Source organism: Salinivibrio sp. MA440, assembly GCF_001996265.1.
GTDB classification, from domain to species: Bacteria; Pseudomonadota; Gammaproteobacteria; order Enterobacterales; family Vibrionaceae; genus Salinivibrio; species Salinivibrio costicola.
Genome location: NZ_MUFI01000004.1, coordinates 1 through 25,079, shown reverse-complemented (window position 1 = coordinate 25,079; position 25,079 = coordinate 1). Strand labels below are relative to the sequence as shown.

The window sequence follows — 25,079 nt, the reverse complement described above, 5'->3', positions numbered from 1 at the left end:
CACGACTGGGGCTGTTCCGATTATATCAGAGATGGTTTTTTTCCTTTACTGTCTCACGACTGGGACGCCAATTTTTTACCTGATCGCTCAACGGCGCCGGCACACTAAAGTGATAACCTTGGGCATAGTCGACGCCAAGCGCTTTGACTCTGTCCAAAATATCCGCGTTTTCAACAAACTCAGCAACGGTTTGTTTTCCCATTTGCTTGGCTAAATCGTTAATGGCTTTCACCATGGCATAGTCTGTTTCATCGGTCGCGATATCGCGGATAAACTGTCCATCAATTTTTATAATATCGACCGGTAAACGTTTCAGATAACCAAACGAAGAAATGCCGGCACCCAAATCGTCTAAGGCTATGGTACATCCCAATGATTTAAGCTGAGAAAACAGATCGATCGCACTGCTCATATTACTGATCGCCGCGGTTTCCGTGATCTCCAGGCAGAGACACTCACTGGGGACCTTGGTCTGTTTAATCGCATCAAGGAGAAAGGCCACGAACGCGCTTTGGGTAATAGACCGACCCGATAAATTGATCGATACCTTGCCCAGCTTCGCGATTTGCTCGGGATTCGCATCAAACCAGGCGAGCGTTTTGGTCACCACCACAGTATCCAGTTGATGCGCCATGCTGTAGCGTTCGGCGGCAGGGATAAACATACTGGGGAGTAACCAGCCGCCTTTGGTGTCGCGCATTCTGACCAAGGCCTCAATGTAGAGCGTATCTTGCGCGTCTGACTGGATATCAACAATTTGTTGCGCATAGATGTCAAAGCGGTCATGCGCAATCGCCTCATGAATATGGCTGACATAAGCCATTTCTTGCTCCCGGCGCTGCAGCTCTTCATCATCGGGATGGTAAATGTGGAGTCGATTACGGCCTTCATCCTTAGCGGCATAACAAGCCGTGTCTGCTTGCGCATGAACTTGTTGAGGCGAACCCGCGGTACGGTCAAGCAGACGAATCCCCAACGAGCACGCTAAGCGCATCCGGCTGCCATGCCAGAAGAACTCACTGTCAGCAAGCACCGCCAGCAAAGATCTTCCCCAGTTCACTGACTGCTCCGCGGCGTGATGATACGCGATAACGCCAAACTCATCACCACCTAAGCGTGAGAGTACCGCCCCTTCCGGCAAGTGCTGACGGATAATCTGAGCCACTTGTTTTAACGCCTCATCCCCCGCTTCATGGCCCGCGGTATCATTAATTAATTTAAACTGGTCCATATCGATGTAGAACATCGCATGGCACTCACCATCTTCTCGAGCTTGTAATAATGCCGCGGCCAGTTTTTGTTCAAAGTAGCTACGGTTGTAAAGACCGGTCAAATAGTCATGATGCGCTTGATAGGTCAGCTGGTTTTCCATTTCTCGGTGCGCGGTAATATCTTCACCCACGACCATTAGCTGGGTTTGATTATGCATAGCGCGGATGGTTTCTCGAACCCATAAGGTGTGTCCATTGCCGGCTCGATACGGAATCTCACGGCGCCAGACTTGCTCTTGGTTATGCTGATCCCGTTTAATCATTCGATGGGGTGGCGCCTGGTCGCTCACATACAACTCAGTGATTTTATGGCCCAGCAAGCACGATTTTTCATGGCCGAATAAATCTGCGGCGTATTGGTTCAGTGACTGGATGCGCGCCTGGTAGTCCACCGTTAACAAAATAACGGGTTGTTGCTCATAGAGCATACGATATTCAATTTCGCTGCGCTGGAGCTTTTCTTCAGTTTGTTTGCGTTGGGTGACATCTCGCGCTTCAAGTAATACGCGTGGCTGGCCTCGTTCACCGGGAAAGCTTTTCACTGCCACGTCCAAGATCACTTCACGGTGGGCTTCGCTTAAACATAATTCAAACCGCTGAGGCTGAGTGGTTCCAATCTGTTTTAGGTGTTGCTCCAAACTTGCCGGATTACGCCAAATTGGCCACAGCCATAAAGGACGCTCTCCATACGCCTGTCTGTCGGTGATCAGCTGATAAAAGCTGGTGTTGCCTGAAACGACGATGCCATTTTGATCCAACAACGCGATCAGTTGATTACTTTGATCAAACACCCCTTTGAGCATCGCCCGGTGACGCATCAACGATGCCTCACTGCGTCGAAGCTGACGAATATTCGCGGCTAGCATAACAATCACGCTGCCCAGTACCAAAACAGCCAAGGCGACCGCTTGCACAGCCACCGGATGAGTTTGCCATATTGGTTCGGGTTGATTGGTGATCGTCACATCATCAAACGCGCTAATATCTAACTGCCAGCGCTTGAGTGCCGGGTAATCAAACATGGTGATATTGGTCCCATCACGTTCGGCGGGTAGCTGACCACTCAAGGTCTTAAGAAGGAGCTTCCCTTGATGGTAGCCTTGATTTTTACCATCTATCACCACGCCGCCGACCACACCCTGACCGAGCATAAAACTCATGGCACCATAGATGGGCACGGGCGTATTGTGAGTGAGCGTTCGGATACCACTGAGTTTATCGAGAAATTGTCCGTTGCTATCCCTAAAATAGGAAAGATAAAACACCGCCTCACCGTCATGCATGGCTTGAATTCTATCGCGTAGTCCCGAAAAGGTGAGACTAGAAAGGCGCACGACGTCGATGCCAGAATCACCGTTTCTGGCCAGTTGCGCTTGCACGACATTCCAGTATTGACGACTCGAGAAGGTATTATCGAGCAACACATAAACGCGCTCTAAACCAGGGTGCAACCGCTTCATTAACGCCAAGTTGCGCGGTAGATCCACTTCCTCTTTGACGCCGGTTAGCTTAGGGAGCAACGGATAATGCTGGCGACCAAAGTTATTCAGGCCCGCGTAAACAACTGGCGTTTCACCAACATATTCATGCAACTGATGGATTAACCAAAGTGCGGCATTATCCGTGGTTAAGATCGCATCGAATTGATGGTTCCCGAGCTTTTGGATATAGAGTTTTTTGAGTTGCTCTCGATACGCCTCTGACTGATAACGTTTAATTTCTAGATAAGTATGTTGAAACGCAATGTCTTCTCCCGCGGTGGCAGTATCGAGTCCTTCGACCAGAGCTTGGTTCCAAAAGAAGTTGGGATGATAGGAATGCACCACCAGCACGTTTTTTTGTGCGGCGCCGACACTCAATGCTACCCAGAACAGTAAACCGCCTAAAAGGTATTTGATCCCCACATCTACTTCCTGTTGGTTGATTGGTATCGCACTAAACAACGCGATACCCTACATTAGGTGTTAACCGAACGGTCAAGCAATCGTGTTAACGAAAAACAAGACCTCGCTATAACAAAAAGACGAAAACAATGAACGAATTGCCGAAACTGGATGACCTTGATCGTCGAATTCTTTCTACCTTACTGGATGATGCACGCGTTCCTTACGCAGAAATGGCAAAGCGATTTAATGTCAGCCCTGCCACCGTGCACGTTCGTGTCGAAAAGATGAAAGCCGCTGGCATTATCGAAGGCACCGAGATATTGGTAAATACTAAAAAGCTAGGCTATGACGTATGCTGCTTTATTGGTATCAATCTGAAAGCGGCGCGCGATTACCACTCCGCGCTAGAAAAGCTGAACCAACTCGATGAGGTAGTCGAAGCTTACTATACGACAGGGGCCTATAACATCTTCGTGAAGCTGATGTGTCGCTCTATCGAGGAGTTACAGTTTGTATTGATTGATAAACTGCAGGCCATCGATGAGGTCCAATCGACAGAGACACTGATCTCACTACAGAACCCGATCAACCGCAATGTTATCCCTTGAGTTTTGTGGGGTAATTCATGCCCTTACTAAAAAAACGCCCCTGCCAATGGCAAGGGCGTAGAGACACTGTGTGGTCATTTAGCCGACGGTATCTTCCGGCCGCGGTGGTAATGGCGCGCCCGCGTCTTCGGCTAACCACTCGGCAACTTGCTTGGCAAAGTAGGTTAAAATGCCATCCGCACCCGCTCGCTTAAAGCACAGAAGTGATTCCATTACCGTTTCCCGCTCTTTCAGCCAACCGTTATCAAACGCTACTTTATGCATGGCATACTCACCAGACACTTGGTAGGCAAACGTTGGCACATTGAGCTCACTTTTCACTCGGCGCACCACGTCCAAATACGGCATTCCAGGCTTCACCATCACGGTATCGGCGCCTTCAGCAATGTCCATTGCAACCTCATGGAGGGCTTCGTCACTATTGGCCGGATCCATTTGGTAGTTGGCTTTGTTACCGCCTTTAAGGTTAGCTGCTGAACCAAGTGCGTCACGGAAAGGCCCGTAGTAGTTGGAAGCATACTTGGCTGAATATGCCATGATTTGGGTATTAATATAGCCGTTTGCTTCCAACGCTTCGCGAATACGTCCAATTCGCCCGTCCATCATATCCGACGGGGCGACAATATCGACACCAGCTTCGGCATGAGACAGGGCTTGCTTGATCAGTACCTCAGTGGTTGGCTCATTCATCACATAGCCGTCGTCGTCGATAATACCGTCTTGACCATGAATGGTATAAGGGTCAAGCGCCACATCAGTAATCACGCCCATTTGTGGCACATGCTCTTTGAGCAGGCGCACAGCACGAGGCACTAACCCTTCCGGATTAAAGGCTTCCGATGCACAGAGCGTTTTAGCATCTTTGGGGATCACCGGAAACAGGGCGATCGCGGGCACTCCCAATTTGGCAAGGTAGTCCGCTTCATGTAACAGCAAGTCGATAGACAGTCGTTCAATACCTGGCATTGAAGCCACTGGCTCGCGACGGTTTTTGCCCATCAGGACGAAGACCGGATAAATTAAATCATTGGCAGAGAGTGTATGTTCTGCCACCAAACGGCGGCTAAAATCAGTTTTGCGTGTACGACGCAGGCGTCGTGCAGGAAAGGCGCTTTGAATGGATACGGCCACGGTATCCTCCTTAATGTTGCAGACCTGGGCTTTGGGGCAGCGTACTGCCTCGCTATCGTTATGCACCCCTCACTGTATCGAGAAACAGCGCTGGGTATTTTTTATTGTACAATCAATAATCTGTTCAACAGGCTGTTGGCGAAGTTGCGCCACCGCCTGTGCAATATGCGGTAAATACTTGGGCTCATTACGGCTACGTTTGGGCCGCGGGCGCAGATCGCGCGGCTGCAAATACGGGGCATCCGTTTCAATCATCAAGCGATCATCGGGCAGCCAGCTTACCTGTTGCTGAAGCTGCTGTCCGCGCCGTTCGTCGCAGAGCCAACCGGTGACACCTATGTATAACCCGGCATCCAAGCAATCTCGCAGTGCCTGATCCTCACCGGTAAAACAGTGCAGTACCGCCGCCGGCAACTTGTCTAACCAAGGACGCAATATCGCCAGCCAACGGTCATGAGCATCGCGACAATGCATAAATACCGGCATTGACTGCTCAGCGGCTAATGCGAGTTGCGCCTCAAAGACCGCTTCTTGTTGCGGGCGCGGCGAAAAGTCACGATTAAAGTCGAGGCCACATTCCCCTATCGCCACCACCTCGGCGCGCTGCGCCAGTTGCCGAATCATGGTTAAATTGGCTGGATCGACAGATTTAGCATCGTGCGGATGCACCCCGGCAGTGGCATAAGCGTAGCCAGGGTACCGCGCCGCTAAATCCGCCGCCGCTTGGCTTTCTTCAACGTTGGTGCCGGTAAAAATCATCCCAGAGACGCCGGCTTGCTGCGCATGAGCAACAACCTCGTCTCTGTCTTTATCAAATCGTGAGCTGGTGAGATTGACACCAATATCAATCATTCATTGGCCTCTTCAGATGCCGATGCGTCGCGCGGGACATAAAAACGTGACAGCAACACACCCAGCTCGAACAGCAAACACATAGGAATGGCGAGCAAGGTTTGCGAAATCATATCGGGCGGGGTCAACATCATGCCAACGACAAAGGCCGCCACCACGACATACGGACGCTTGCTGGTCAAGCTTTTCGCGGTTGTCGCGCCCGTCCAGACCAGCAGTATAATCGCAATAGGGATTTCAAAGGCAATACCAAATGCTAGAAATAAAGCCAAAATGAAATCGAGATAACTGGCAATATCCGTTGCCACCTGTACCCCTTCTGGCGCAATCGAGGTAAAAAAGCCAAACACCAAGGGCAATACCACCCAGTAGGCAAACGCCACGCCCGCATAAAACAACAACGAGCTCGATACCAAAAGCGGCATCACCAAGCGCTGCTCATGCTTATACAGGCCAGGGGCAACAAAGGCCCAAATTTGGTAAAGCACCACTGGGATGGCAACAAACACCGAGATAACCAGCGTCAGTTTGATGGGGGTGAAAAAAGGCGACGCCACATCGGTGGCAATCATGCTCGCCCCTTCAGGCAGCTTGTCAATCAATGGCTGAGCGACCAAGCTATAGATGTCGTTGGCAAAATACACTAACCCGACAAAGACCACTAAGATGGCAACGATGGCGCGAAGCAGGCGGTTACGGAGCTCCATCAGATGACTGATGAGTGGTTGAGAATCGTTTACAGAAGACATAGTGGTTTTTTCATCAGAGACATAAGGCGTCGCTCGTTATCACTTATCGGTCGACGAGGTGGACGAGGGACTGGTGGCCGTGTCCGCACTCTCGGTATCACGCGCTGCAGTGGTTGATGTTGGCGAAGACGCATAAGGATGCTGCACATCGGCGGCTCGCTGTCGCAGCGTCTCCACCGATTCTTGCAGTTCAGGGGAGAGATTTTTCATCCCTGCTTGCTCGGCTTTGTGCAAATTATCTTGCAACTCTTTGATCTTGAGCTCTTGCTCGAGCTCGTCACGGACCGAACCTGCCATACGCTTGGCCGCGCCCACCCAACGTGACACATTACGTATCGCAATGGGCAGCCGCTCTGGGCCAAGCACCACAAGGCCAATGACGGCAATCAGTACCAGCTCCCAGAAACCAATATCAAACACGGCTTATACCTGCTCTTTATCTTTTTGCGTTTTTTCGCTTTTCGACGGTTCAGCACGCTCATTAAGCGACGTTGGCTCGAAGTCAGCATCTTGATCAGCGCGCTTACCCTCGTCATCATGCATCGCTTTTTTGAACCCTTTTACCGCAGAGCCCAAATCACCACCCATATTGCGTAACTTCTTGGTGCCAAACAATAACACCACGATGACTGCAATGATCAGCAGCTGCCAAATACTAATTCCACCCATACCGGTTCCCTTTATTCCGCTTGGTTAATGTTATGTGCGCAGCAGTGTAACTGCTATTTGTTACAGGTTTTATTACAAAGTCGCCAGCCACACAACCAGAAAACGACCGCCCCCGCTGTCGCAACACTCGGTAGTGTATCGATCCGGTTGGCATACAAGATAGTCGCAGTCAGTAGTAAGGTGGCACCAATACCCAGTAGATATGTGGCGCGCGAGTGGCGCTGTTTGGTCTGTAAATAGCTTTGATAGTAGGTGTCTAACCGCTGATTAACTTGCCGCCCCTGGCGGAGGCCATCGTAGATTAGCTCGGGAATTTCTGGCAGCTTTTCGGCCCAAAACGGTGCCTTCTCTTTGACCGCCGCCCATACCGCTTGCGGTCCGACTTGCTGTTTCATCCACGACTCTAAAAACGGCTTTGCTGTGGTCCACAAATCAAGTTGCGGATAAAGCTGACGTCCAAGCCCTTCAATATAGAGCAATGTTTTTTGCAGTAAGACCAGCTGTGGCTGCACTTCCATATTAAAGCGGCGCGCGGTGTTGAAGAGGTTTAATAACACATTACCGAACGAAATTTCACACAGCGGCTTTTCGAAAATCGGCTCGCACACGGTACGAATAGCAAATTCGAAATCGTCGACATTGGTGTCATGCGGCACCCAACCTGAATCGACATGAAGCTCAGCGACCTTGCGATAATCACGGTTAAAGAAGGCAATAAAGTTTTCCGCTAGATAGCGTTTATCATCGCGGTTTAACGTACCAACAATACCGCAATCAAGCCCAATCCACTGCGGGTCGTGCGGGTGTTCATACGACACAAATACGTTGCCTGGGTGCATGTCCGCATGGAAAAAACTATCGCGGAAGACCTGGGTGAAAAAGACTTCAACCCCCCGCTCGGCGAGCAGCTTCATATCTGTACCGTTCGCCTCAAGCGCGTCGATATCTGACACTTGAATACCGTAAATGCGCTCAGACACCATCACGTCTTTGCGGCAATAGTCACTAAACACTTCGGGCATATACAAGGCTTGATCGTTTTCAAAGTTGCGACGCAATTGAATGGTATTCGCCGCTTCGCGCATTAAATCCAGTTCATCAAGCAAGGTTTTTTCATATTCGCGAATCACTTCTACCGGCTTTAAGCGACGTGCATCAGGGAGAAAACGCGCCACCAGCCGTGCCACGCGATACATCAGACGCAAGTCGGCCTGAATAACCGGCAAGATATCGGGACGGATCACCTTAATCACCACTTCACGGCCATTTTCTTTTAATGTCGCGGTGTGGACTTGTGCGATGGATGCGGAGGCTAATGGGTTGGGCTCAAAATCACTGAACCAAGTTTCCAGAGGCCCACCCAGTGACGCTTCAATTTGCGTTTTTGCTTTGTGGCCATCAAAGGGTGCGACTTTATCTTGCAACTGGGCGAGTTCATTGGCGATATGAGCAGGAAAAAGATCGCGGCGGGTCGACATCATTTGCCCGAGCTTTACCCATACCGGCCCCAAACTTTGCATCGCTAAACGCAAGCGCTCACCCACAGGCTTGTCTGGGTGTTGGTTTTTAAGCCAAAACAGCGATTTACGCCCAAGATGGGCGAGTCGAGTCAGCGGTTGCCTGGGTAGTAGGGCATCAACACCGTACAATAACAAAGTACGAATAATAAAATACAGGCGACGAATCTCACTGAGTGTCATGCGGACTCCATCCGTTCTACTAACTGCTTAACCTTGGCTTCCAACCGCGCCGCGTCACTGCGCAATTCATCCACTTGATCACTGTATGCCGCCACTTCTAACGGCCCCGGCGCCAAGCGCCACTCTTCGGTGATCACTTCCCCAGCATAGCGCTGCTGACGCTGAGCCAGTTGCTGTAATTGCTGCCAACGCTGCTGTGCCTGACTGACGAGGGTATGGGCAACCACATCTCCGGTATAAGGCGATAACCATTCGGCGACATCAAACTGAATACCGCTCAACAATTGAGAAAACTGCTGGGCCACGTCCATATCACCATCAAGTGTCAGCTTATCGGCTTTTATTAACGCAGTAAGATTGGCTTTTTGCTGCAACTGCGGCAACGCAGAAAGCGAGAGGGATAGTGCACAATCAAGCTCTCCCTCGTAATGGCTCAGTACATCGATCTGCTGGCCAAAAACAAAGACCCACTGTCGATTATATTCTTGCAGCGTGACGCCAATACTGCGCCCTTTTAGTCGCGCTAAACGGCGCTGGCTATCTGCATCTTTATTAATCACGCCATTTAAGGCGGTCTCGAGTCCTGCACACACGAGTGAGTCAAACGCCATACCGGCTCCTTAGAATTTATACCCACGGTGCAGCGCGACAATGCCACCGGTGAGATTATAATAGCTGGCTTGTTCAAAGCCGGCTTGTTCCATCATGCCTTTCAAGGTTTCTTGATCAGGGTGCATACGAATTGATTCAGCAAGATAACGATAGCTATCTGGGTCATTGACAATGAGCTGCCCCATCTTAGGTAAAATGTGGAACGAATAGGCGTCGTATACTTTCGATAACGGCTTCGCCACCGGTTTAGAAAACTCTAGGACCAGAAGGCGCCCTCCCGGTTTGAGTACACGAAACATCGAGCGCAGCGCCGCATCTTTATCGGTGACATTACGAAGCCCAAACGCGATGGTAATACAGTCAAAGTGATCGTCAGGAAAAGGTAGCTGCTCGGCATTCGCCTGCACATAGCTCACGTTGCCAACAATACCCTTATCGCGCAACTTATCGCGACCCACTTTCAGCATCGAGTTATTGATATCCGCGAGTACCACCTCACCTTGCTCACCGACGATGCGAGAAAACTTGGCGGTCAGATCACCGGTGCCGCCGGCTAAATCCAACACTTTTTGTCCGGGGCGTACACCACTACAGTCAATGGTGAAGCGCTTCCATACCCGATGAATGCCCATCGACATCACATCATTCATCAGATCATATTTAGCGGCGACCGAATGAAATACATCAGCCACGAGGCTTTCTTTTTCTTGGCGTTTGACTTTCTGGTAGCCAAAATCAATCGTTTCTTGGTCCTGGTGCGAATTTTTCTCTGTCATTGTATTCCCCTAACATATTGGCTCCAGTTTACTTTATCGCCCATCCGGACTCCAAGCGCGCAACCCAGTTTATTCTCATTCTTGCGTGGTGGTGCCTGGGTCCGTCTGCATGACATTGACCGACTCTCCCGGTCCAGGTTCCGTGGCCACACTGGCCAGCGCCGGACTTATATCGCGTTTAACCTCGACACCTAGAGCTTTAAAACTCTCCGCTTGGCGCAAGATATTGCCGCGCCCTTGGCTAAGTTTGTTCATCGCTCCTTGATAACTGTCACTGGCTTTACCTAGCGCGCTGCCCAGCCCTTCCATATCGCTAACAAAAAGTCGCACCTTGTCATAAAGCTTGCTAGCCTTCTCGGCGATTTGTTTGGCGTTTTGATTTTGATATTCATAGCGCCATAAATTATTGATTGTTCTGAGAGCCACTAACAAGGTGGTCGGGCTCACCAGCATGATGTTGTTGTCCATGGCGTCTCGAATCAGGCTGGCATCCGCCTCAACCGCGACCTGAAAAGCCGGCTCAACAGGAATAAACATCAGTACGTAATCCAGTGAGCGTACTCCATGGAGTTGATGATAATCTTTGCGACCCAAACCACGAATATGCTGACGAATTGCCTGGACATGCTCTTTAAGCGCGGCATCTTGTTCGCCCAGTGTCTCAGCGTTGTAATAGCGTTCATACGCGACCAAGGCCATTTTGGCATCAACGACGACATCTTTTTCTTGTGGTAACTTAACCACCACATCGGGCTGATAGCGCTTGCCCTGTTCATTTTCAAAGCTGACTTGGGTTTGGTACTCACGCCCCTCTCGCAAGCCAGACTCTTCTAAAATGCGCGCGAGGACCACTTCGCCCCAATTACCTTGTTGCTTATTATCGCCTTTTAGCGCCTGAGTCAGGTTATGGGCCTCACGGGTCATGTCCGCGTTTAATAGTTGTAGATTTTTGATTTCATGAATCAAGGTATGGCGCTCTTTGGCTTGCTCGCCAAAGCTGTCGGTCACCTGCTTCTTAAATCCTTCCAACTGCGATTTAAGCGGTCCAAGCAGGCTTTCTAAGCTCATTTTATTTTGCTCATCGACCGAGTGGACTTTTTGCTCAAATACTTGATTGGCAAGTTGCTCAAACTGGGTGCGTAATCGCTCCTCCGCGTTTTCTAGCAGTGCGTGTTTTTCCTTCGCCGCGTTTAACTGCTGCTCGGCGCTGGCTTTAACTTCTCGCAACTCTGCCAACAGTTCAGACTTTTCCTCACGTACGGAGTCTAATTTGTCGCTTAAGTCGTGATTATGCTGACGCAGTTGCTCCTGTTGCCTGAGTTTCTCGCTCGCAGAGGTTAACTTGCCATAATACTGGCGTAACTCTTGCGTCAGACGATCGCGCTCGACATCTAAGCTATCTAACTCGTGCTGTTGCTGATCAAGCTGCTGCTGCAGTTGTTGGTGTTGCATGTCAGCACTGGCTTGTTGCTGCGCATATTGCGTTTCATACCATTGCTGGTATTGCGCAATAACACGTCGGTGTAGGCCATAACCGAGTCCAAGGGCACTGACTGCGCCAAAACAAAACGTGAGAATAGGTAAAGCGGAAAATGACAAGCCATCAAGCATAAAGCGTTCTCTATTGTGCGGTCATTGGTATCAGCAAAGGCTAATGGGATACTGGATAGATGTCCAGTCTATCTCAGTCAGTTACAATGGCGTAGACTGCCTGGAACGACAGGCATATTGGCAAGGAGGCAACATGCATAACGAACGGAAGGCACTGATCTTTGCCTTGTCTGCTGTACTGCTATGGTCAACGGTTGCAACCGCATTCAAAATCACCCTGAGCTACATGACACCGATTCAAATGCTGGCAGCGGCCAGCTTAGTGTCGGTAGTAATTTTAACCGTTATTGCTGCTGTGCAAGGAAAGCTTCACGCGCTGTGGCCGACCTTTCGGCGTCAACCCGGTTACTATTGCGTGTTGGGGATGATTAATCCATTCATTTACTACTTGGTGCTTTTTAAAGCTTACGATCTGTTACCCGCTTCATTAGCCCAGCCTTTAAATTACAGCTGGGCGATCACTCTGACATTAATGGCGGCATTGTTTTTAGGCCAAACGATTCGTCGTCAAGATTGGATTGCGGCGGCGTTGGGCTATTTTGGCGTGGTTGTGATCGCTACCAAAGGCCAGCTTTTATCGCTCCAGTTCGATAGCCCGCTTGGCATTGGTTTGGCGTTACTCTCAACGTTATTGTGGGCAGGTTTTTGGGTCCTTAATACTAAAAATCGCGCTGATCCTGTGCTCGGCATTTTGCTCTGTTTTATTCTGTCACTGCCTGTATCTTTGCTATTGGCTGGATTAACAAGCACTTGGGAAGGGATCCCTTGGCAAGGATGGTTGGCAGTCGGTTATGTCGGGCTATTCGAAATGGGAATAACCTTTATGCTGTGGCTGAGCGCGATGAAATATACCCAGAACACCTCTCGGATCAGTAATCTGATTTTTATTTCGCCTTTTATCTCTTTGGTGTTACTGGCCACCATTATTGGCGAGACAATTCATATCAGTACCTTGGTTGGGCTAAGTTTTATTGTAGTGGGGTTACTGATCCAACAGCGTACCCCGAAAAAGCGCAAACAACCTGCCGCGAGCGCGTAATCTGTATTGCTTAAGGGTCGCCAATGCCGCTCACAATGATCGGCGCCCGTTGCACGGCGCCCGTTGCACGGCGTCAATCGGCATTAACCCATCTTACGCTGGATCATATATTGGTATAGCTCGTCAGCCGACAGGCCATCTTGCTCCAAACCTTGGGTGATTTCCTCGATACGCTCAGCACGACGATCTTCAATCACGTGATTAAATTGATAAACCAGCTCGCGTAAATATTTGAGCGGCACTTGATGGGCGGCGCTACGGACACGCTCTTCACTTTGGCTGCCTAGCTCTACCAATAATTTACCAAACATGATTTTTTCCGGCGATTCCTCAAGTTGTTCAAGGACGCGCGCCATTTCGATTGTCGATAATGACATAGTGTATAACTGACCTTTGGATATAAAACGAAAAGGAATGAGCGTTAATTCGATTTGCTTAGTAAATATACTCTGAACCACGCACGTTTAGCAAAATAAAAAAACGCTGGCCGAGGCCAGCGCAAAAGGATGATGGGTTGTCGAGACCCCTGCGTTTTGCACGTCTTATTATTGTTTGCCAACTGAGACGTTGTTTTATTGATTATTTAGCTTTTTACCACTTTGGCATGCCATTGCTTACCTTTCGGTGACCATAAAATAATCAGACCCGGCACTAATAACCACATATGCACCGTCATCAAATCACTGGCCGATAAGCCTAGACGCTGGGTTAAGCTCACGAGTAGCCCAGCCCCGCTCATCTGGAATAACCCGAGCAATGCCGCGGCCGTGCCCGCGCGGTCCGAAAACGGCGCTAATGCTGCTCCAGCTGACGCGCCTAACACCCAAGCAAAGCCGAATGAAGAGGTAAAGATCGGCAACATAAAGGCCCAAGGTTCAGCGATGGGGCTAAGCGCCAGCATCAACCCGCCCGATCCCACCAGCATCATAAGGCCAATATTTAATGCCCGGCGGCTACCAAACTTTTGCATATAACGTGGCCCTAACATTGCCGCGGCAATATTTAACGCCGCATTGGCGCCAAACCAAAAGGTGAAACTGTTCATGGAGATACCGTATCTGTCCATCAACAGCACAGGTGCGGAGGTGACATAAGCGAGGATCACCGCCATCGCCAACATGCAAAGGGTTATGTGATAAGTAAATGTTGGTACACGCAGCACCTGCCAATAACGGCGTAAGCTGAATAGGCGGCCCGAGGTATCAGTATGCGATGGTCGGGTTTCGGGCAAAAAGACGATAACCAGCACCAACCCTAATACCGCATAACCGAGCATAAAGGTGAAGTTAGCACGCCAGTCAAACACCTGGGTTAACCAACTACCAAGTAGAGGCGCTAGAGCCGGCACAAAACAAATCGCACCATTTAAGTAGCTAATCATATGGCCACTGCGTTCGGCACCAAAACGATCGCGGACGGCGGCAAAGGCACACACGGAGGTTGCACACGCGCCAAACCCTTGCAGCAAACGCGCCACCAGCATCATATCCATCGAGGTGGCGAGCCACGCCATCAAAGAGCTAAGGCCATAAAGCGAAATACCAATAATAGCCACAGGCTTACGGCCAAAGCGATCGGCCAACGGCCCCGCAAACAGCTGACCAAGACCTAAGCTAAACATAAACCAGGTCACAGTGTCTTGAGCCAAAGTGGGACTCACATTAAAGTCACCCGCCATATGCGATAGTGCCGGTAGGTAAATATCAATCGCCATGGGGCTAAATAGCACCAGTAACACCATTAAGGCGACCAGTAAGCGATTTGATGTCGGTGAATCAGTGTGCGTCATTGGTTACTCCTCTATACAGGCACGCAGTATAGTGGCTTCAGGATATGAACCATAATGGTTTATAGTAAAAGCAGTTATTCCTAAGGAGAATACCAAAGATGGATTTGGACCAACTGCAACGTACCGACCTCAATTTATTGGTGTGTTTGCATGTACTTTTAGAAGAGTGCAATGTCACGGGCACAGCCAAACGCCTGCATTTAAGTCAATCGGCGGTGAGTAAAAATCTGGCCCGGCTAAGATCGCAATTTAACGATCCGCTTTTTACTCGAGCCGCCCACGGATTAAAACCCACGGTTCGTGCACAAACCTTGCAACCTAAATTACGCGCTTTGCTCAATGATATCGCGGCGATGACCGAACCTGACCATTTTCAGCCACACTTAAGTGATCGCTGTTTTCGCTTTGCGCTTGTAGAGAGCGCCTACCCATTACTGCTGCCCCAATTTATTGGCGATATGTTAGAGGCCGCCCCATCGATCACCCTCAATACCGCCGCTTGGGATCAAACCACTTTTGATGGTCTCGCCCGTGGCAATATCGACTTTGGTATTACCGGCAAAGATTTAAATCCCGCCGATGCCATGCTGACCATGATGCCGCCCAAGGGTGTGCGCTACCAAGAGCTTTGCCAAGATCACCAGTGTGTCTTGATGCGCGCCGATCACCCCGCACTCAAGGGCCCATGGGATGAAGCGCGTTACCTTGGACTGCGACATGTACAGGTGAAATGTGATGGAAATGATCGCTGGTTGTTGGACTATAAACTGGCAGAGCGTAATATTGAGCGTGACATTGCCATGTACGTGCCTGATTTTAACAGTGCGGCGAGCCTGTGTACCTATACCGACCTGGTGTTTACCTCACCAAGCCAGTTTGCGCATTATATTGCCGCGTCGCTCAATTTGGTGGTACGGCCGTTACCGACGCCAATACCGCCGATGGCGTACACCTTGTTTTGGCATCAAAATCAAGAAAATGACCCGGGGCACCAATGGCTGAAAGATTTAATTATTTCGCGCTGTCAGCAGTTTAGCCCGGCAAAATTGCAGCCTATCGCCCATCGCGCTAGGGTCTAATCCACTGGTTTTTTACGCGTGGCCGAACATGGCAAGTTCACCCCATACAAAGAAGGAAGAATAATGGACGCGACCCTTACCAAGCGTGTTGAGCAGCTAAGACACTGGCTAGCTCAACACGATTATGACGCCCTACTCATCCCCCACGAAGACGAATATCTCGGTGAGTATGTGCCCGAGCACAACGAACGCCTCCACTGGGCAACCGGCTTTACCGGCTCCGCAGGGGCGGCGGTGATCACCCGCGACAAGGCAGCGATTTTTGTTGATGGCCGCTATGTGGTTCAAGTCCGTAAGCAAGTCCCCGCCGGCCTGTTTGACTACTGCCACCTGATTGATGAGCCACCGGTGCAATGGGCCCAGCAACAATTGCCCAAGGGTGCCAAGCTGGCTATCGACGCTCGCATGCATAGCGTCGCTTGGTACAAACGCACCCAACGCGCGCTGGATGGGGCTTTGGCTTTGGTGAGTGTTGAGCAAAACCCGATTGAAAGCTTATGGGACGATCGCCCCGCCCCGCTTAATAGCCCTGCCATTTTACTGGGTGAAGAGAAAACCGGCCGCGCCAGTTTAGATAAGCGTCAAACCATTGGCCAGCAGTTAGCCGATCAGAACCTTGATGCCGCGGTACTCACTCAACCCGATGCCGTCTGTTGGCTGCTCAATATCCGTGGTCGCGATATCCCACGTTTGCCCGTGGTACTGACCCAAGCGATTATCAAGCAATCCGGTGACGTCACCGTGTTTATCGACCCTGACCGTCTCCCCGACGGCTTTGATGCACACGTGGGCCAAGGAGTGAGCGTCGCGCACCCTGATAGCCTGGTTGATGCCCTGCAAGCGCTGAGTGGTCAACGTGTATTGGTCGACCCAAACGGTGCCAATGCGTGGACACTGGACACGCTCCAACAAGCGCAAGTCACCGTGGTGGAAGCGCAAGACCCATGTGCGCTTGAAAAGGCGGCCAAGAACCCGCAAGAAATCGCCGGTATGCAAGCCTGCCACGTGCGCGATGGTGTTGCCGTGACTCGCTTTTTGGCGTGGTTTGACCGTCAAGTCGACGCCGGTGAACGCCCTGATGAAGCTGTGCTCGCAGACACCCTGTATCAATTCCGCCAACAAGACGATCAACTGGTCGACTTAAGCTTTGATACCATTTCCGCCGCCGGTGGCAATGCGGCCATGTGTCACTATAACCACAACAATCAGCCCAAACCGAGCGTGATTGAGAGCAACAATGTCTACTTGGTCGACTCAGGCGGCCAATACTATGACGGCACCACGGACATTACCCGTACCGTGCCGGTGGGCGAATGCAGCGCTGAGATCAAAAAGGCCTTCACGCTGGTGCTGAAAGGACATATTGCGCTGGCCACCGCGCGGTTCCCGAAAGGTACCTCAGGCAGCCAGCTTGATGCCTTAGCACGCCAGTATTTGTGGCAACACGGCTATGATTTTGACCATGGCACCGGTCACGGTGTCGGGCATTTCTTGGACGTACACGAGGGTCCGCAACGCATTTCCAAAGCGCCCAATAGCGTCGCGCTATTGCCGGGCATGGTGGTGTCAAACGAGCCGGGCTACTATCGCGCCGAGGCGTTTGGGATCCGGATTGAAAACCTCGAGTTGATTGAAGAAAAGCCCACCGAGGGCGACATGACGATGCTCGGGTTTGCCTCACTCACGCGTGCACCGATCGATCGTCGTTTGGTCGATGTGAGCTTGCTCAGCGAGGCGGAAATCCAGTGGTGGAATCGCTATCATCAAACCGTGTGGGATGAAGTTAGCCCATCTTTAGATGAGCAAGACCAAGCTTGGTTAAAACAAGCGACCGCGCCGCTAAGCCGTTAAGTCGCCTCTTCACTAAGTATAAAAAAACAAAAAGCGTCCGATTGGACGCTTTTTTTATTCCCCTTTCAGGGCTTTCTCGACCGCTTTAGGCGAAAAGCCGCGCAAGGTGGTATCGCCAATGCAAATCACCGGGACACCCCGCGAGCCTGTTGCTGCCAGCAGCTTCTTGCCTTTGGGCGTGGCCGTATCGACAACACGATAACGCAGCCCTTTTTTATCCAAGTAAGCTTTGGCCGCCTCACAGTGAGGACAGCGCGGGCCCACATATACAGTAATACGTTTCATGCCCGCATTGTCGCTAACCCGCTGCCGTTTGTGAAGCCATTTGCGCCTGACGCGCGACATCGTAGATGTTATCCCAATCTTTCCATACCACCTCAAACCCGAGGGCACGGACGCTGGCGGCCACCTCTGCCGCGCTACGTTCATCACTGATGGCAAACTGCTCCAATTGTGGCTCAGGGTTGGCATAACCGCCCGGTTGGGTTTTTGACGCCGCGGATAAGCTCGTGACACCAAGCGGCAACACATTGTCGCGAAAGTGAGGTGACTCCCGTGTCGATAGCGACAGCTCTACCTGCGGATTCCACAACCGATAGGCACAAATCAGCTGGACCAGCTGCTTATCCGTCATCACCGATTTCGGCTGTAACGCCCCCGCGCAAGGGCGTAAGCGCGGAAAAGATAGCGAATAGCGGCTTTGCCAGTATTGCTTTTCCAAATAATCCAGATGCTGGGCGGTAAAAAAGCTGTCGGTGCGCCAGTCCTCAAGGCCAATCAAGGCGCCGAGACCGATCTTATCGACCCCTGCTTGTGCCAACCTATCTGGGGTTTGCAGCCGGTAGTGAAAGTCGGTTTTATTCCCGCGCTTGTGGTGTTCCCCATAGGTTGGAGCGTGGTAGGTTTCTTGGTACACCATCACCGCATCCACACCTTGTGCCACCAAGGCGCGATACGCGTCGGTATCCAGCGGCTGCACCTCCATCGCCACATGATGAAAGTATTGCTTCACCACCGGTAAGGCGCGGAGAAAATACTCGAGCCCTACCTTGGTTTCATGCTCACCGGTCACCAAGAGCACACTGTCAAAGCCCATTTTTTTGATCGCTTCACACTCGGCGGCGATCTCAGCTTCATCCAGCGTGCGCCGTTTGATTCGGTTTTCCATCGAAAAACCGCAATAGGTACACACGTTGGCGCACAAATTGGAGAGATACAGCGGAATATAAAACCCCATGGTGTAGCCAAAACGCTGCCGCGTCAGCGCCGCAGATTGCTGAGCCATGGCCTCAAGATACCCTTCAGCGGCTGGGCTGATCAGGGCAGCGAAATCGTCCAAATTGCGCGAGGATTTAGCCAGCGCCCGCTCGACATCTTGGCGCGTTTTACTGTAAATCGAAAGGCGATGATGATCCCAATCGAGTGCCGCCCACCGCTCAGAAAAGCTCATCACGCCTCCTTAGCGTCAAGAAACGTAGTTAAGGGGCTAGAAGCGTGGGCGTGATTGTGTGTGCCCGCCAGCCCAGCGCGATACGCGCAGCGTCCTGCTTCAACCGCTTGTTTAAACGCTGCGCCCATGGCAATCGGATCGCCAGCCGTGGCAATGGCGGTGTTGACCAAAACTGCATCGGCACCGCGCTCCATCGCTAACGCCGCATCTGACGGTGCACCAATGCCGGCATCAATGATCACCGGCACGCGAGCTTGCTCAATAATGATGTCGAGAAACGCCATTGAGGCCAGTCCTTGGTTGGAGCCAATTGGTGAGCCAAGGGGCATCACCGCCGCGCACCCCACCTCTTCCAAACGCTTACACAGCACAGGATCGGCATGACAATATGGCAGCACCACAAACCCCTCATCTACAAGCGTTTTCGCCGCTTGAAGGGTTTCAATCGGATCAGGCATCAGATACTTAGGGTCGGGGTGAATTTCCAGCTTTACCCAAGGCGTTCCTAATGCTTCTCGAGCAAGACGCGCGGCAAACACCGCTTCTTGCGCATTTTTCGCCCCCGAGGTATTGGGCAGCAGGCGCACACCTAGTTCACGCAGCGGGGTTAAAATATCGTCTTGTGTGGCATGCACATCGACTCGCCTTAGCGCCATGGTGACCAGCTCAGTACCACTGGCCGCCAGTGATTCGGCCATGACCTTGCGACTGGCAAACTTGCCGGTGCCGGTTAACAGCCGAGATGAAAACGTCGTATCCGCAATGGTTAACATAATTATCCTCCGGCAATCGCTTGAAAGACCGCCAAGCTATCGCCAGCGGCAAGTGACGTGGATGACCAAGCATCGCGCGCAATAATGGTCTGATTTAGCGCGACCGCGACTGATTCAGCCGGCACCTTCATCTCCTCAATCAATTGCGCGACGGTCGTGGCATTGACCTCTGTAGGCGTGTCATTAATGGTTAACTGCATCGCTTACCTCCCGCTTTGGCTGACAAACCGCACAGTGCGGATGCACAGGCAGCGAAAAGTGCTGCCATGTCATGGTTTGTCCATCCAGTCGTGACAAGCGATTGGTACCGACCGCCTGCCCTAATAATAATTTTATCCCTTCAAGCGCTTGCGCAGTGGCCATCATGCCGACCACAGGTCCCATTACCCCAGCTTCAGCGCAGCGTGTGGGTTCAGAGGGCGTCACGTCTGCAAAGGCGCACGCATAACATGCACTATGCGGTTGATAAACCAATAACTGGCCTTGCCAGCCAATCGCGGCCGCGCTCACCAACGGCGTGCCAGTCTCTACACAGACTTGGTTGACCGCATGACGAGTGGCGAGATTATCACTGCAATCAAGCACCACATCCGCCATCGCCACTTCGAGCGCCAGGCGCTCATCCTCGAGATAGGCATTGATGGCCCGGCACTGGCAATGTGGGTTCAGCGCGCCCAAGTTAGCGGCTAGCGCTGCGGCTTTATCGGTGCCGATTTGCTCATCCCGATACGCCACCTGACGCGCCAAATTGGATAGCTCAATGTGGTCCGAGTCAGCAATCGCTAACTGTCCCACGCCAGCGCCTGCAAGATAGAGACCCGCGGTGGTTCCAAGCCCACCGGCACCGACCATCAACACGTGCGCCTTTTTAAGTGCCTGCTGCCCGCACTCTCCAACCTCTGGCAGCATGATTTGCCGGCTATAACGCAGGTATTCACTGTCCGATAGCATCACGCCCTCCTTGTTGTCTTGATGGATTAAGACAGCGGTCAAATGCCTCAATGCGCGCCGCTAAATCAGGCGCTTGCGTCACGGCACGGACCACCGCAATGGCGTCCACGCCAGTGCGCCAAACGTCAGGGGCTCGGTCGAGATCAATACCGCCAATCGCCACCGTCGGAAAACGGCCATCAACAGTCGCCACCTGCTGTGCTAACGCAGAAATGCCTTGCGGCGGCTCGGCGAGCTGTTTGGTGGTGGTGGGAAAAATATGGCCGATGGCAAGATAACTGGGCGTGAGTTCAACCGCTGCAGCGAGCTGCTCGGGACTGCGCGTCGAGACGCCAAGGCGCACGCCTTGTCGTGCGAGCCGGTCAAGATCCGCCTCTTGTAAGTCTTGCTGCCCCAGATGAACGCCATAGGCGCCAGCCTCAAGCGCGAGCTGCCAGTGATCGTTGATAAACACCTGCGCATGGTGCGCGCGGCCCAATGCCACCGCGCGCTGTATCCAATCTAGCAATTGTGGATGCGCTGGCTGCTTCACACGCAGTTGCACGGTTTTCACCCCCAAGCAAAGCAAGCGTTCGAGCAAATCCACATCGTCCACTACCGGATATAATGGGCCTATACCTTCAGACATAGATGCAAACGGGGTCAGGCTCATGACTCCACCTTATCGCTGTCCACTACCTCAGCGCCTTGTGGTGACGAATGATGGGATTTTTGCAGGTAGAGCTCACTGCCTTTTTCTCGGAATTCTTGCGATTTTTGCTGCATGCCTGCTAACGGGTCTTCCAGCATAGCGACATCAATCGCTTGACCCGCGGCGGCATAGCCGTTTTCTTTGGCGTAGTCCCGGACTTCCTGGCTGATTTTCATGGAGCAGAACTTCGGTCCACACATCGAGCAAAAATGTGCGACCTTGCCCGACTCTTGAGGCAGTGTTTCATCGTGATAGGCGCGTGCCGTGAACGGATCAAGGGATAGATTGAACTGGTCTTCCCAGCGGAATTCAAAGCGCGCTTTAGAAATGGCGTTATCACGCACCTGCGCCCCCGGGTGTCCTTTAGCTAAGTCCGCAGCATGCGCGCAAAGCTTGTAGGTGATAAGCCCAATTTTAACATCCTCCTTATTGGGCAGACCCAGATGTTCTTTGGGCGTGACATAACAGAGCATCGCACACCCAAACCAGCCAATCATCGCCGCACCAATGCCGGAGGTAATATGATCGTAACCGGGAGCAATGTCGGTGGTTAGCGGGCCGAGAGTATAGAAAGGCGCTTCATGGCAATGGGTGAGCTGCTCGTCCATGTTCTCTTTGATCATATGCATGGGCACGTGGCCAGGGCCTTCAATCATCACCTGCACATCGTATTCCCATGCCACCTTGGTGAGCTCGCCCAGGGTACGTAGCTCACTGAATTGCGCTTCGTCGTTCGCGTCTGCCACTGAGCCGGGACGCAGCCCATCGCCCAACGACAAAGACACGTCGTAAGCGGCACAGATTTCGCAGATTTCGCGAAAATGGGTATACAGGAAACTTTCTTGATGATGCGCCAAGCACCATTTGGCGATAATCGATCCACCGCGCGAGACAATCCCAGTCACGCGATTGGCGGTCATGGGCACATAGTGCAAACGCACCCCAGCGTGAATGGTAAAGTAATCGACCCCTTGCTCGGCTTGCTCTATCAAGGTATCGCGCATTACTTCCCAGGTCAGGTCTTCGGCAATGCCGTTCACTTTCTCAAGCGCCTGATACATAGGCACAGTGCCAATCGGGACTGGGCTATTACGTAAAATCCACTCGCGGGTTTCGTGAATATTGCGGCCCGTCGATAAATCCATCACCGTATCCGCACCCCAACGAGTCGACCATACCAGTTTTTCAGTTTCTTCCTCTATTGAGGAGCTCACCGCTGAGTTACCAATATTGGCATTCACTTTCACCAGGAAGTTACGCCCGATGATCATCGGCTCCGCTTCTGGGTGATTAATGTTAGCCGGAATAATCGCCCGCCCTTCGGCGATCTCTTGGCGCACAAATTCGGGAGTGATGTTTGATGGCAAGTGAGCACCAAAGCTTTCCCCAGGGTGCTGGCGATTGAGCTGCTCTTCACGATACTGCTGGCGACCCATATTTTCGCGAATAGCGATAAATTCCATTTCTGGGGTAATGATGCCTTGGCGTGCGTAATGCAGTTGAGTCACACACTGATTAGGTTTGGCGCGGCGGATAGATGGTAAGGCACTAAAGCGAAGTTCATCCAAGGTTTCATCACTGAGGCGGGTTTGGGCATAGTCAGAGCTCACCGCATCAAGAAACTCCGTATCGGCACGTTCATCGATCCAGGCTTTTCGCACTGGCGCTAAGCCTTGGTAAATATCGATAGTACTCTGTGGGTCGGTATAAGGCCCTGATGTGTCATAAACCCGAATGGACTCATTGTCTTCATACTGAGGCTTTTCTTTGCTGCCGCCCACAAAGGTGGGGGAAAGATGGATCTCGCGCATCCCGACGCGAATGTCAGGTCGCGAGCCCTCGACATAGACTTTTTCCGAGTTAGGGTAGGTTTGCGCAGAGAGGGAATCGATAAAGGATTTGGCCTCAAGGCGGGCCTGTTTACGGGTCGACATAGCATTACTCCGGTGTTCATTATGGGAATTAATGCTTGCCGGAAAACGCTGAATTTGAGATGTGAGCAAAATGGCAGACGGGTTGCGTCTGTGATCTGAAGCATCTCTTGTTCCCTTCGCTGGTCTTAACCAGATCAGGTTCAACGGATCCCACTTTATGTGGTCTCAGCCAATTGGCACTCCGACAAGTTCAACGCCAGTATAAGAAATCACCGCCGCAACAACAAGCGACGTACGCGATGTTTTCTATTACCCGGTAATACGTCCCAACAGCCAAGCACCCATCGCTGCCGCTCCGAGGCATAAGGCGAGATTCAAACCAACATTTAGTAAGGCTTTCACGGTTTCTCCATGTTGGAACAGCATCAAGGTATCGACAGAGAACGTCGAGAAGGTGGTAAAAGCCCCTAAAAAGCCAATCGCAATCAGTTGACGCCAAGGCACTGGGGCAATCAGCTCTTGGCTCATCGCCGCTAAAAAGACGCCCATTGCTAATGAGCCCAGCACATTAACCATTAGGGTGCCGTAAGGGAATCCTCGACCAAACACTGCGACGCTCCACTCTGAAACTAAAAAACGCGAGGACGCCCCTAATGCGCCACCAAGCCCTACCCACAATATGCTTACCACTGGGTGCTCCTTTCGATTGGTAAAAACTCATCATACCGCGACATGTGAACAAGAAACAGGAGGGAGAAAAAGGAAGAAAGGCGCGGTTACTACCACAGACAGTAGACATAAAAAAAGCACCGACGATGTCGATGCTTTAATATTTGGCAGGGGTAGAGGGATTCGATCGGACTGGCGGCCCAGCCCCCAACACGATTTTTTGTGGTTTGCATGTTCACATACAAAAAAAGCACCGACGATGTCGATGCTTTAATATTTGGCAGGGGTAGAGGGATTCGAACCCCCAACACGCGGATTTGGAATCCGCTGCTCTGCCAGTTGGAGCTATACCCCTGTAGATAGTTGCCTATTGTAGCGATCTCGCGACAAATTACCACCATCAATTACTAGTCAAACGTTTAATCGCTTATTTATAAAGCGATTTGTCTGGTCGGCCAATAACAAAAAACCCCAGCTTTTCAGCTAGGGTTTCTAAGTAGTGGCGGAGTGGACGGGACTCGAACCCGCGACCCCCGGCGTGACAGGCCGGTATTCTAACCAACTGAACTACCACTCCGCACCAATTCTGTATGACTAAAGGCTTATATCTCTTTGCTTTAATCAATTGTAATCAAAGCCTGGCGATGTCCTACTCTCACATGGGGAGACCCCACACTACCATCGGCGCTGCTTCGTTTCACTACTGAGTTCGGCATGGAATCAGGTGGGTCCAAAGCGCTATGGTCGCCAAGCAAATTTGGTCATCTAGAAAGCTGTTCGTTCTCGCCACAATCAACTGGCTTATTTCAAGTCCAACCCAAAACCTCTTGGGTGTTGTATGGTTAAGCCTCACGGGCAATTAGTACAGGTTAGCTCAACGCCTCACAGCGCTTACACACCCTGCCTATCAACGTTCTAGTCTAGAACAACCCTTTAGAGAGCTCGAAGCTCTAGGGATGACTCATCTCGGGGCCAGCTTCGCGCTTAGATGCTTTCAGCGCTTATCTGTGCCGAACTTAGCTACCGGGCAATGCGTCTGGCGACACAA

At 51.5% G+C, this 25,079-nt stretch carries 24 protein-coding genes, 2 tRNA genes, 2 rRNA genes and 1 riboswitch; of the genes, 4 read left to right on the top strand and 24 right to left on the bottom strand.

The window, feature by feature from the left end:
- Positions 1-25: 25 nt before the first annotated feature.
- Complete coding sequence (locus BZG80_RS01925; protein WP_241833845.1) at positions 26-3,214, bottom strand: bifunctional diguanylate cyclase/phosphodiesterase; 3,189 nt, start codon at positions 3,212-3,214, stop codon at positions 26-28.
- A gap of 89 nt (positions 3,215-3,303) precedes the next feature.
- Between BZG80_RS01925 and asnC the strand changes: the two genes are divergently transcribed.
- A complete protein-coding gene (gene asnC, locus BZG80_RS01920; RefSeq protein WP_021022202.1) occupies positions 3,304-3,765 on the top strand; it encodes a transcriptional regulator AsnC in 462 nt (153 codons plus the stop codon).
- Positions 3,766-3,843: 78 nt separating this feature from the next.
- Here asnC and hemB read toward each other — a convergent pair whose 3' ends face one another.
- The 9 genes from hemB to rmuC all read right to left on the bottom strand — a co-directional run bounded on the left by hemB (position 3,844) and on the right by rmuC (position 11,865).
- Complete coding sequence (gene hemB, locus BZG80_RS01915) at positions 3,844-4,896, bottom strand: porphobilinogen synthase (RefSeq protein ID WP_021022201.1); 1,053 nt, start codon at positions 4,894-4,896, stop codon at positions 3,844-3,846.
- A gap of 69 nt (positions 4,897-4,965) precedes the next feature.
- Complete coding sequence (locus BZG80_RS01910; RefSeq protein WP_077461858.1) at positions 4,966-5,748, bottom strand: TatD family hydrolase; 783 nt, start codon at positions 5,746-5,748, stop codon at positions 4,966-4,968.
- The gene (tatC, locus tag BZG80_RS01905) at positions 5,745-6,497 is read right to left on the bottom strand and encodes a twin-arginine translocase subunit TatC (protein WP_077646439.1); all 753 of its coding nucleotides are present in this window, start codon (positions 6,495-6,497) and stop codon (positions 5,745-5,747) included. The genes BZG80_RS01910 and tatC overlap by 4 nt, the downstream gene beginning before the upstream one ends.
- Positions 6,498-6,536: 39 nt before the next feature.
- Positions 6,537-6,917, bottom strand: coding sequence for a Sec-independent protein translocase protein TatB (gene tatB / locus BZG80_RS01900; RefSeq protein WP_077660400.1), 381 nt, complete (start codon positions 6,915-6,917; stop codon positions 6,537-6,539).
- A 3-nt stretch (positions 6,918-6,920) separates the two neighbouring features.
- Positions 6,921-7,166 (bottom strand): Sec-independent protein translocase subunit TatA, encoded by a 246-nt coding sequence (gene tatA, locus BZG80_RS01895; protein WP_021022197.1) that lies wholly within the window; start codon positions 7,164-7,166, stop codon positions 6,921-6,923.
- Positions 7,167-7,219: 53 nt separating this feature from the next.
- The gene (gene ubiB / locus BZG80_RS01890; RefSeq protein ID WP_077678616.1) at positions 7,220-8,866 is read right to left on the bottom strand and encodes a ubiquinone biosynthesis regulatory protein kinase UbiB; all 1,647 of its coding nucleotides are present in this window, start codon (positions 8,864-8,866) and stop codon (positions 7,220-7,222) included.
- Positions 8,863-9,477, bottom strand: a complete 615-nt coding sequence (locus tag BZG80_RS01885; protein ID WP_077461855.1) for a ubiquinone biosynthesis accessory factor UbiJ — start codon at positions 9,475-9,477, stop codon at positions 8,863-8,865. Before BZG80_RS01885 ends, ubiB begins: the two co-directional genes overlap by 4 nt.
- Before the next feature lie 9 nt (positions 9,478-9,486).
- Positions 9,487-10,254, bottom strand: a complete 768-nt coding sequence (gene ubiE, locus BZG80_RS01880; RefSeq protein WP_077461854.1) for a bifunctional demethylmenaquinone methyltransferase/2-methoxy-6-polyprenyl-1,4-benzoquinol methylase UbiE — start codon at positions 10,252-10,254, stop codon at positions 9,487-9,489.
- A 75-nt stretch (positions 10,255-10,329) separates the two neighbouring features.
- Entirely contained in the window at positions 10,330-11,865 is a 1,536-nt protein-coding gene (gene rmuC / locus BZG80_RS01875) for a DNA recombination protein RmuC (RefSeq protein WP_077678615.1), read from the bottom strand.
- Positions 11,866-11,998: 133 nt separating this feature from the next.
- Here rmuC and BZG80_RS01870 point away from each other — a divergent pair, with 133 nt between their 5' ends.
- Complete coding sequence (locus tag BZG80_RS01870) at positions 11,999-12,904, top strand: DMT family transporter (RefSeq protein ID WP_021022192.1); 906 nt, start codon at positions 11,999-12,001, stop codon at positions 12,902-12,904.
- Positions 12,905-12,987: 83 nt separating this feature from the next.
- Here BZG80_RS01870 and tsrA read toward each other — a convergent pair whose 3' ends face one another.
- Positions 12,988-13,281, bottom strand: coding sequence for an H-NS-like global regulator TsrA (gene tsrA, locus BZG80_RS01865; protein ID WP_021022191.1), 294 nt, complete (start codon positions 13,279-13,281; stop codon positions 12,988-12,990).
- A 206-nt stretch (positions 13,282-13,487) separates the two neighbouring features.
- A complete protein-coding gene (locus BZG80_RS01860; protein ID WP_077678614.1) occupies positions 13,488-14,693 on the bottom strand; it encodes a multidrug effflux MFS transporter in 1,206 nt (401 codons plus the stop codon).
- A gap of 98 nt (positions 14,694-14,791) precedes the next feature.
- On the opposite strand from BZG80_RS01860, the gene BZG80_RS01855 reads away from it, so the two are divergent.
- Both BZG80_RS01855 and BZG80_RS01850 read left to right on the top strand, forming a co-directional pair.
- Complete coding sequence (locus tag BZG80_RS01855) at positions 14,792-15,772, top strand: LysR family transcriptional regulator (protein ID WP_021022189.1); 981 nt, start codon at positions 14,792-14,794, stop codon at positions 15,770-15,772.
- Positions 15,773-15,835: 63 nt separating this feature from the next.
- Positions 15,836-17,623: an aminopeptidase P family protein gene (locus BZG80_RS01850; RefSeq protein ID WP_077678613.1), complete on the top strand. Its 1,788-nt coding sequence runs from the start codon at positions 15,836-15,838 to the stop codon at positions 17,621-17,623.
- 54 nt (positions 17,624-17,677) lie between these two features.
- On the opposite strand, the gene BZG80_RS01845 is transcribed toward BZG80_RS01850, so the two are convergent.
- From BZG80_RS01845 to BZG80_RS01790, 12 genes are all read right to left on the bottom strand, one after another.
- Positions 17,678-17,908 carry a glutaredoxin family protein gene (locus BZG80_RS01845; RefSeq protein WP_069361819.1) on the bottom strand — a complete coding sequence of 77 codons (231 nt, stop codon included), beginning with the start codon at positions 17,906-17,908 and terminating at the stop codon, positions 17,678-17,680.
- 13 nt (positions 17,909-17,921) lie between these two features.
- The gene (gene thiH, locus BZG80_RS01840; RefSeq protein ID WP_077678612.1) at positions 17,922-19,073 is read right to left on the bottom strand and encodes a 2-iminoacetate synthase ThiH; all 1,152 of its coding nucleotides are present in this window, start codon (positions 19,071-19,073) and stop codon (positions 17,922-17,924) included.
- Positions 19,073-19,846 carry a thiazole synthase gene (locus BZG80_RS01835; RefSeq protein ID WP_077461847.1) on the bottom strand — a complete coding sequence of 258 codons (774 nt, stop codon included), beginning with the start codon at positions 19,844-19,846 and terminating at the stop codon, positions 19,073-19,075. The genes thiH and BZG80_RS01835 overlap by 1 nt, the downstream gene beginning before the upstream one ends.
- 2 nt (positions 19,847-19,848) lie before the next feature.
- On the bottom strand, positions 19,849-20,046 hold the full coding sequence (gene thiS, locus BZG80_RS01830) for a sulfur carrier protein ThiS (protein WP_077461846.1): 198 nt from the start codon (positions 20,044-20,046) through the stop codon (positions 19,849-19,851).
- Complete coding sequence (locus BZG80_RS01825) at positions 20,030-20,797, bottom strand: HesA/MoeB/ThiF family protein (RefSeq protein ID WP_077461845.1); 768 nt, start codon at positions 20,795-20,797, stop codon at positions 20,030-20,032. Before BZG80_RS01825 ends, thiS begins: the two co-directional genes overlap by 17 nt.
- Complete coding sequence (thiE, locus tag BZG80_RS01820; RefSeq protein WP_077461844.1) at positions 20,781-21,449, bottom strand: thiamine phosphate synthase; 669 nt, start codon at positions 21,447-21,449, stop codon at positions 20,781-20,783. The genes BZG80_RS01825 and thiE overlap by 17 nt, the downstream gene beginning before the upstream one ends.
- Entirely contained in the window at positions 21,446-23,422 is a 1,977-nt protein-coding gene (gene thiC / locus BZG80_RS01815; protein WP_077678611.1) for a phosphomethylpyrimidine synthase ThiC, read from the bottom strand. Before thiC ends, thiE begins: the two co-directional genes overlap by 4 nt.
- A gap of 94 nt (positions 23,423-23,516) precedes the next feature.
- A riboswitch (TPP riboswitch) is annotated at positions 23,517-23,616 on the bottom strand.
- A 55-nt stretch (positions 23,617-23,671) separates the two neighbouring features.
- Complete coding sequence (gene crcB / locus BZG80_RS01810) at positions 23,672-24,052, bottom strand: fluoride efflux transporter CrcB (protein ID WP_021022180.1); 381 nt, start codon at positions 24,050-24,052, stop codon at positions 23,672-23,674.
- Between the two features lie 257 nt (positions 24,053-24,309).
- Positions 24,310-24,386, bottom strand: a tRNA-Trp gene (locus tag BZG80_RS01805).
- A 145-nt stretch (positions 24,387-24,531) separates the two neighbouring features.
- Positions 24,532-24,608 (bottom strand) — tRNA-Asp (locus tag BZG80_RS01800).
- Positions 24,609-24,667: 59 nt separating this feature from the next.
- Positions 24,668-24,783, bottom strand: a 5S ribosomal RNA gene (rrf, locus tag BZG80_RS01795).
- Between the two features lie 86 nt (positions 24,784-24,869).
- Positions 24,870-25,079 (bottom strand): 23S ribosomal RNA (locus BZG80_RS01790); the annotation flags it as partial.

What these genes read in the sequence shown, in the direction of transcription:
- asnC (WP_021022202.1), top strand. Translation starts at nt 3,304, where the DNA reads ATGAACGAATTGCCGAAACTGGATGACCTTGATCGTCGAATTCTTTCT.
- BZG80_RS01910 (WP_077461858.1), bottom strand. Translation starts at nt 5,748, where the DNA reads ATGATTGATATTGGTGTCAATCTCACCAGCTCACGATTTGATAAAGAC.
- tatC (WP_077646439.1), bottom strand. Translation starts at nt 6,497, where the DNA reads ATGTCTTCTGTAAACGATTCTCAACCACTCATCAGTCATCTGATGGAG.
- tatA (WP_021022197.1), bottom strand. Translation starts at nt 7,166, where the DNA reads ATGGGTGGAATTAGTATTTGGCAGCTGCTGATCATTGCAGTCATCGTG.
- ubiB (WP_077678616.1), bottom strand. Translation starts at nt 8,866, where the DNA reads ATGACACTCAGTGAGATTCGTCGCCTGTATTTTATTATTCGTACTTTG.
- BZG80_RS01885 (WP_077461855.1), bottom strand. Translation starts at nt 9,477, where the DNA reads ATGGCGTTTGACTCACTCGTGTGTGCAGGACTCGAGACCGCCTTAAAT.
- ubiE (WP_077461854.1), bottom strand. Translation starts at nt 10,254, where the DNA reads ATGACAGAGAAAAATTCGCACCAGGACCAAGAAACGATTGATTTTGGC.
- rmuC (WP_077678615.1), bottom strand. Translation starts at nt 11,865, where the DNA reads ATGCTTGATGGCTTGTCATTTTCCGCTTTACCTATTCTCACGTTTTGT.
- BZG80_RS01870 (WP_021022192.1), top strand. Translation starts at nt 11,999, where the DNA reads ATGCATAACGAACGGAAGGCACTGATCTTTGCCTTGTCTGCTGTACTG.
- tsrA (WP_021022191.1), bottom strand. Translation starts at nt 13,281, where the DNA reads ATGTCATTATCGACAATCGAAATGGCGCGCGTCCTTGAACAACTTGAG.
- BZG80_RS01860 (WP_077678614.1), bottom strand. Translation starts at nt 14,693, where the DNA reads ATGACGCACACTGATTCACCGACATCAAATCGCTTACTGGTCGCCTTA.
- BZG80_RS01855 (WP_021022189.1), top strand. Translation starts at nt 14,792, where the DNA reads ATGGATTTGGACCAACTGCAACGTACCGACCTCAATTTATTGGTGTGT.
- BZG80_RS01850 (WP_077678613.1), top strand. Translation starts at nt 15,836, where the DNA reads ATGGACGCGACCCTTACCAAGCGTGTTGAGCAGCTAAGACACTGGCTA.
- BZG80_RS01845 (WP_069361819.1), bottom strand. Translation starts at nt 17,908, where the DNA reads ATGAAACGTATTACTGTATATGTGGGCCCGCGCTGTCCTCACTGTGAG.
- thiH (WP_077678612.1), bottom strand. Translation starts at nt 19,073, where the DNA reads ATGAGCTTTTCTGAGCGGTGGGCGGCACTCGATTGGGATCATCATCGC.
- BZG80_RS01835 (WP_077461847.1), bottom strand. Translation starts at nt 19,846, where the DNA reads ATGTTAACCATTGCGGATACGACGTTTTCATCTCGGCTGTTAACCGGC.
- thiS (WP_077461846.1), bottom strand. Translation starts at nt 20,046, where the DNA reads ATGCAGTTAACCATTAATGACACGCCTACAGAGGTCAATGCCACGACC.
- BZG80_RS01825 (WP_077461845.1), bottom strand. Translation starts at nt 20,797, where the DNA reads ATGCTATCGGACAGTGAATACCTGCGTTATAGCCGGCAAATCATGCTG.
- thiE (WP_077461844.1), bottom strand. Translation starts at nt 21,449, where the DNA reads ATGAGCCTGACCCCGTTTGCATCTATGTCTGAAGGTATAGGCCCATTA.
- thiC (WP_077678611.1), bottom strand. Translation starts at nt 23,422, where the DNA reads ATGTCGACCCGTAAACAGGCCCGCCTTGAGGCCAAATCCTTTATCGAT.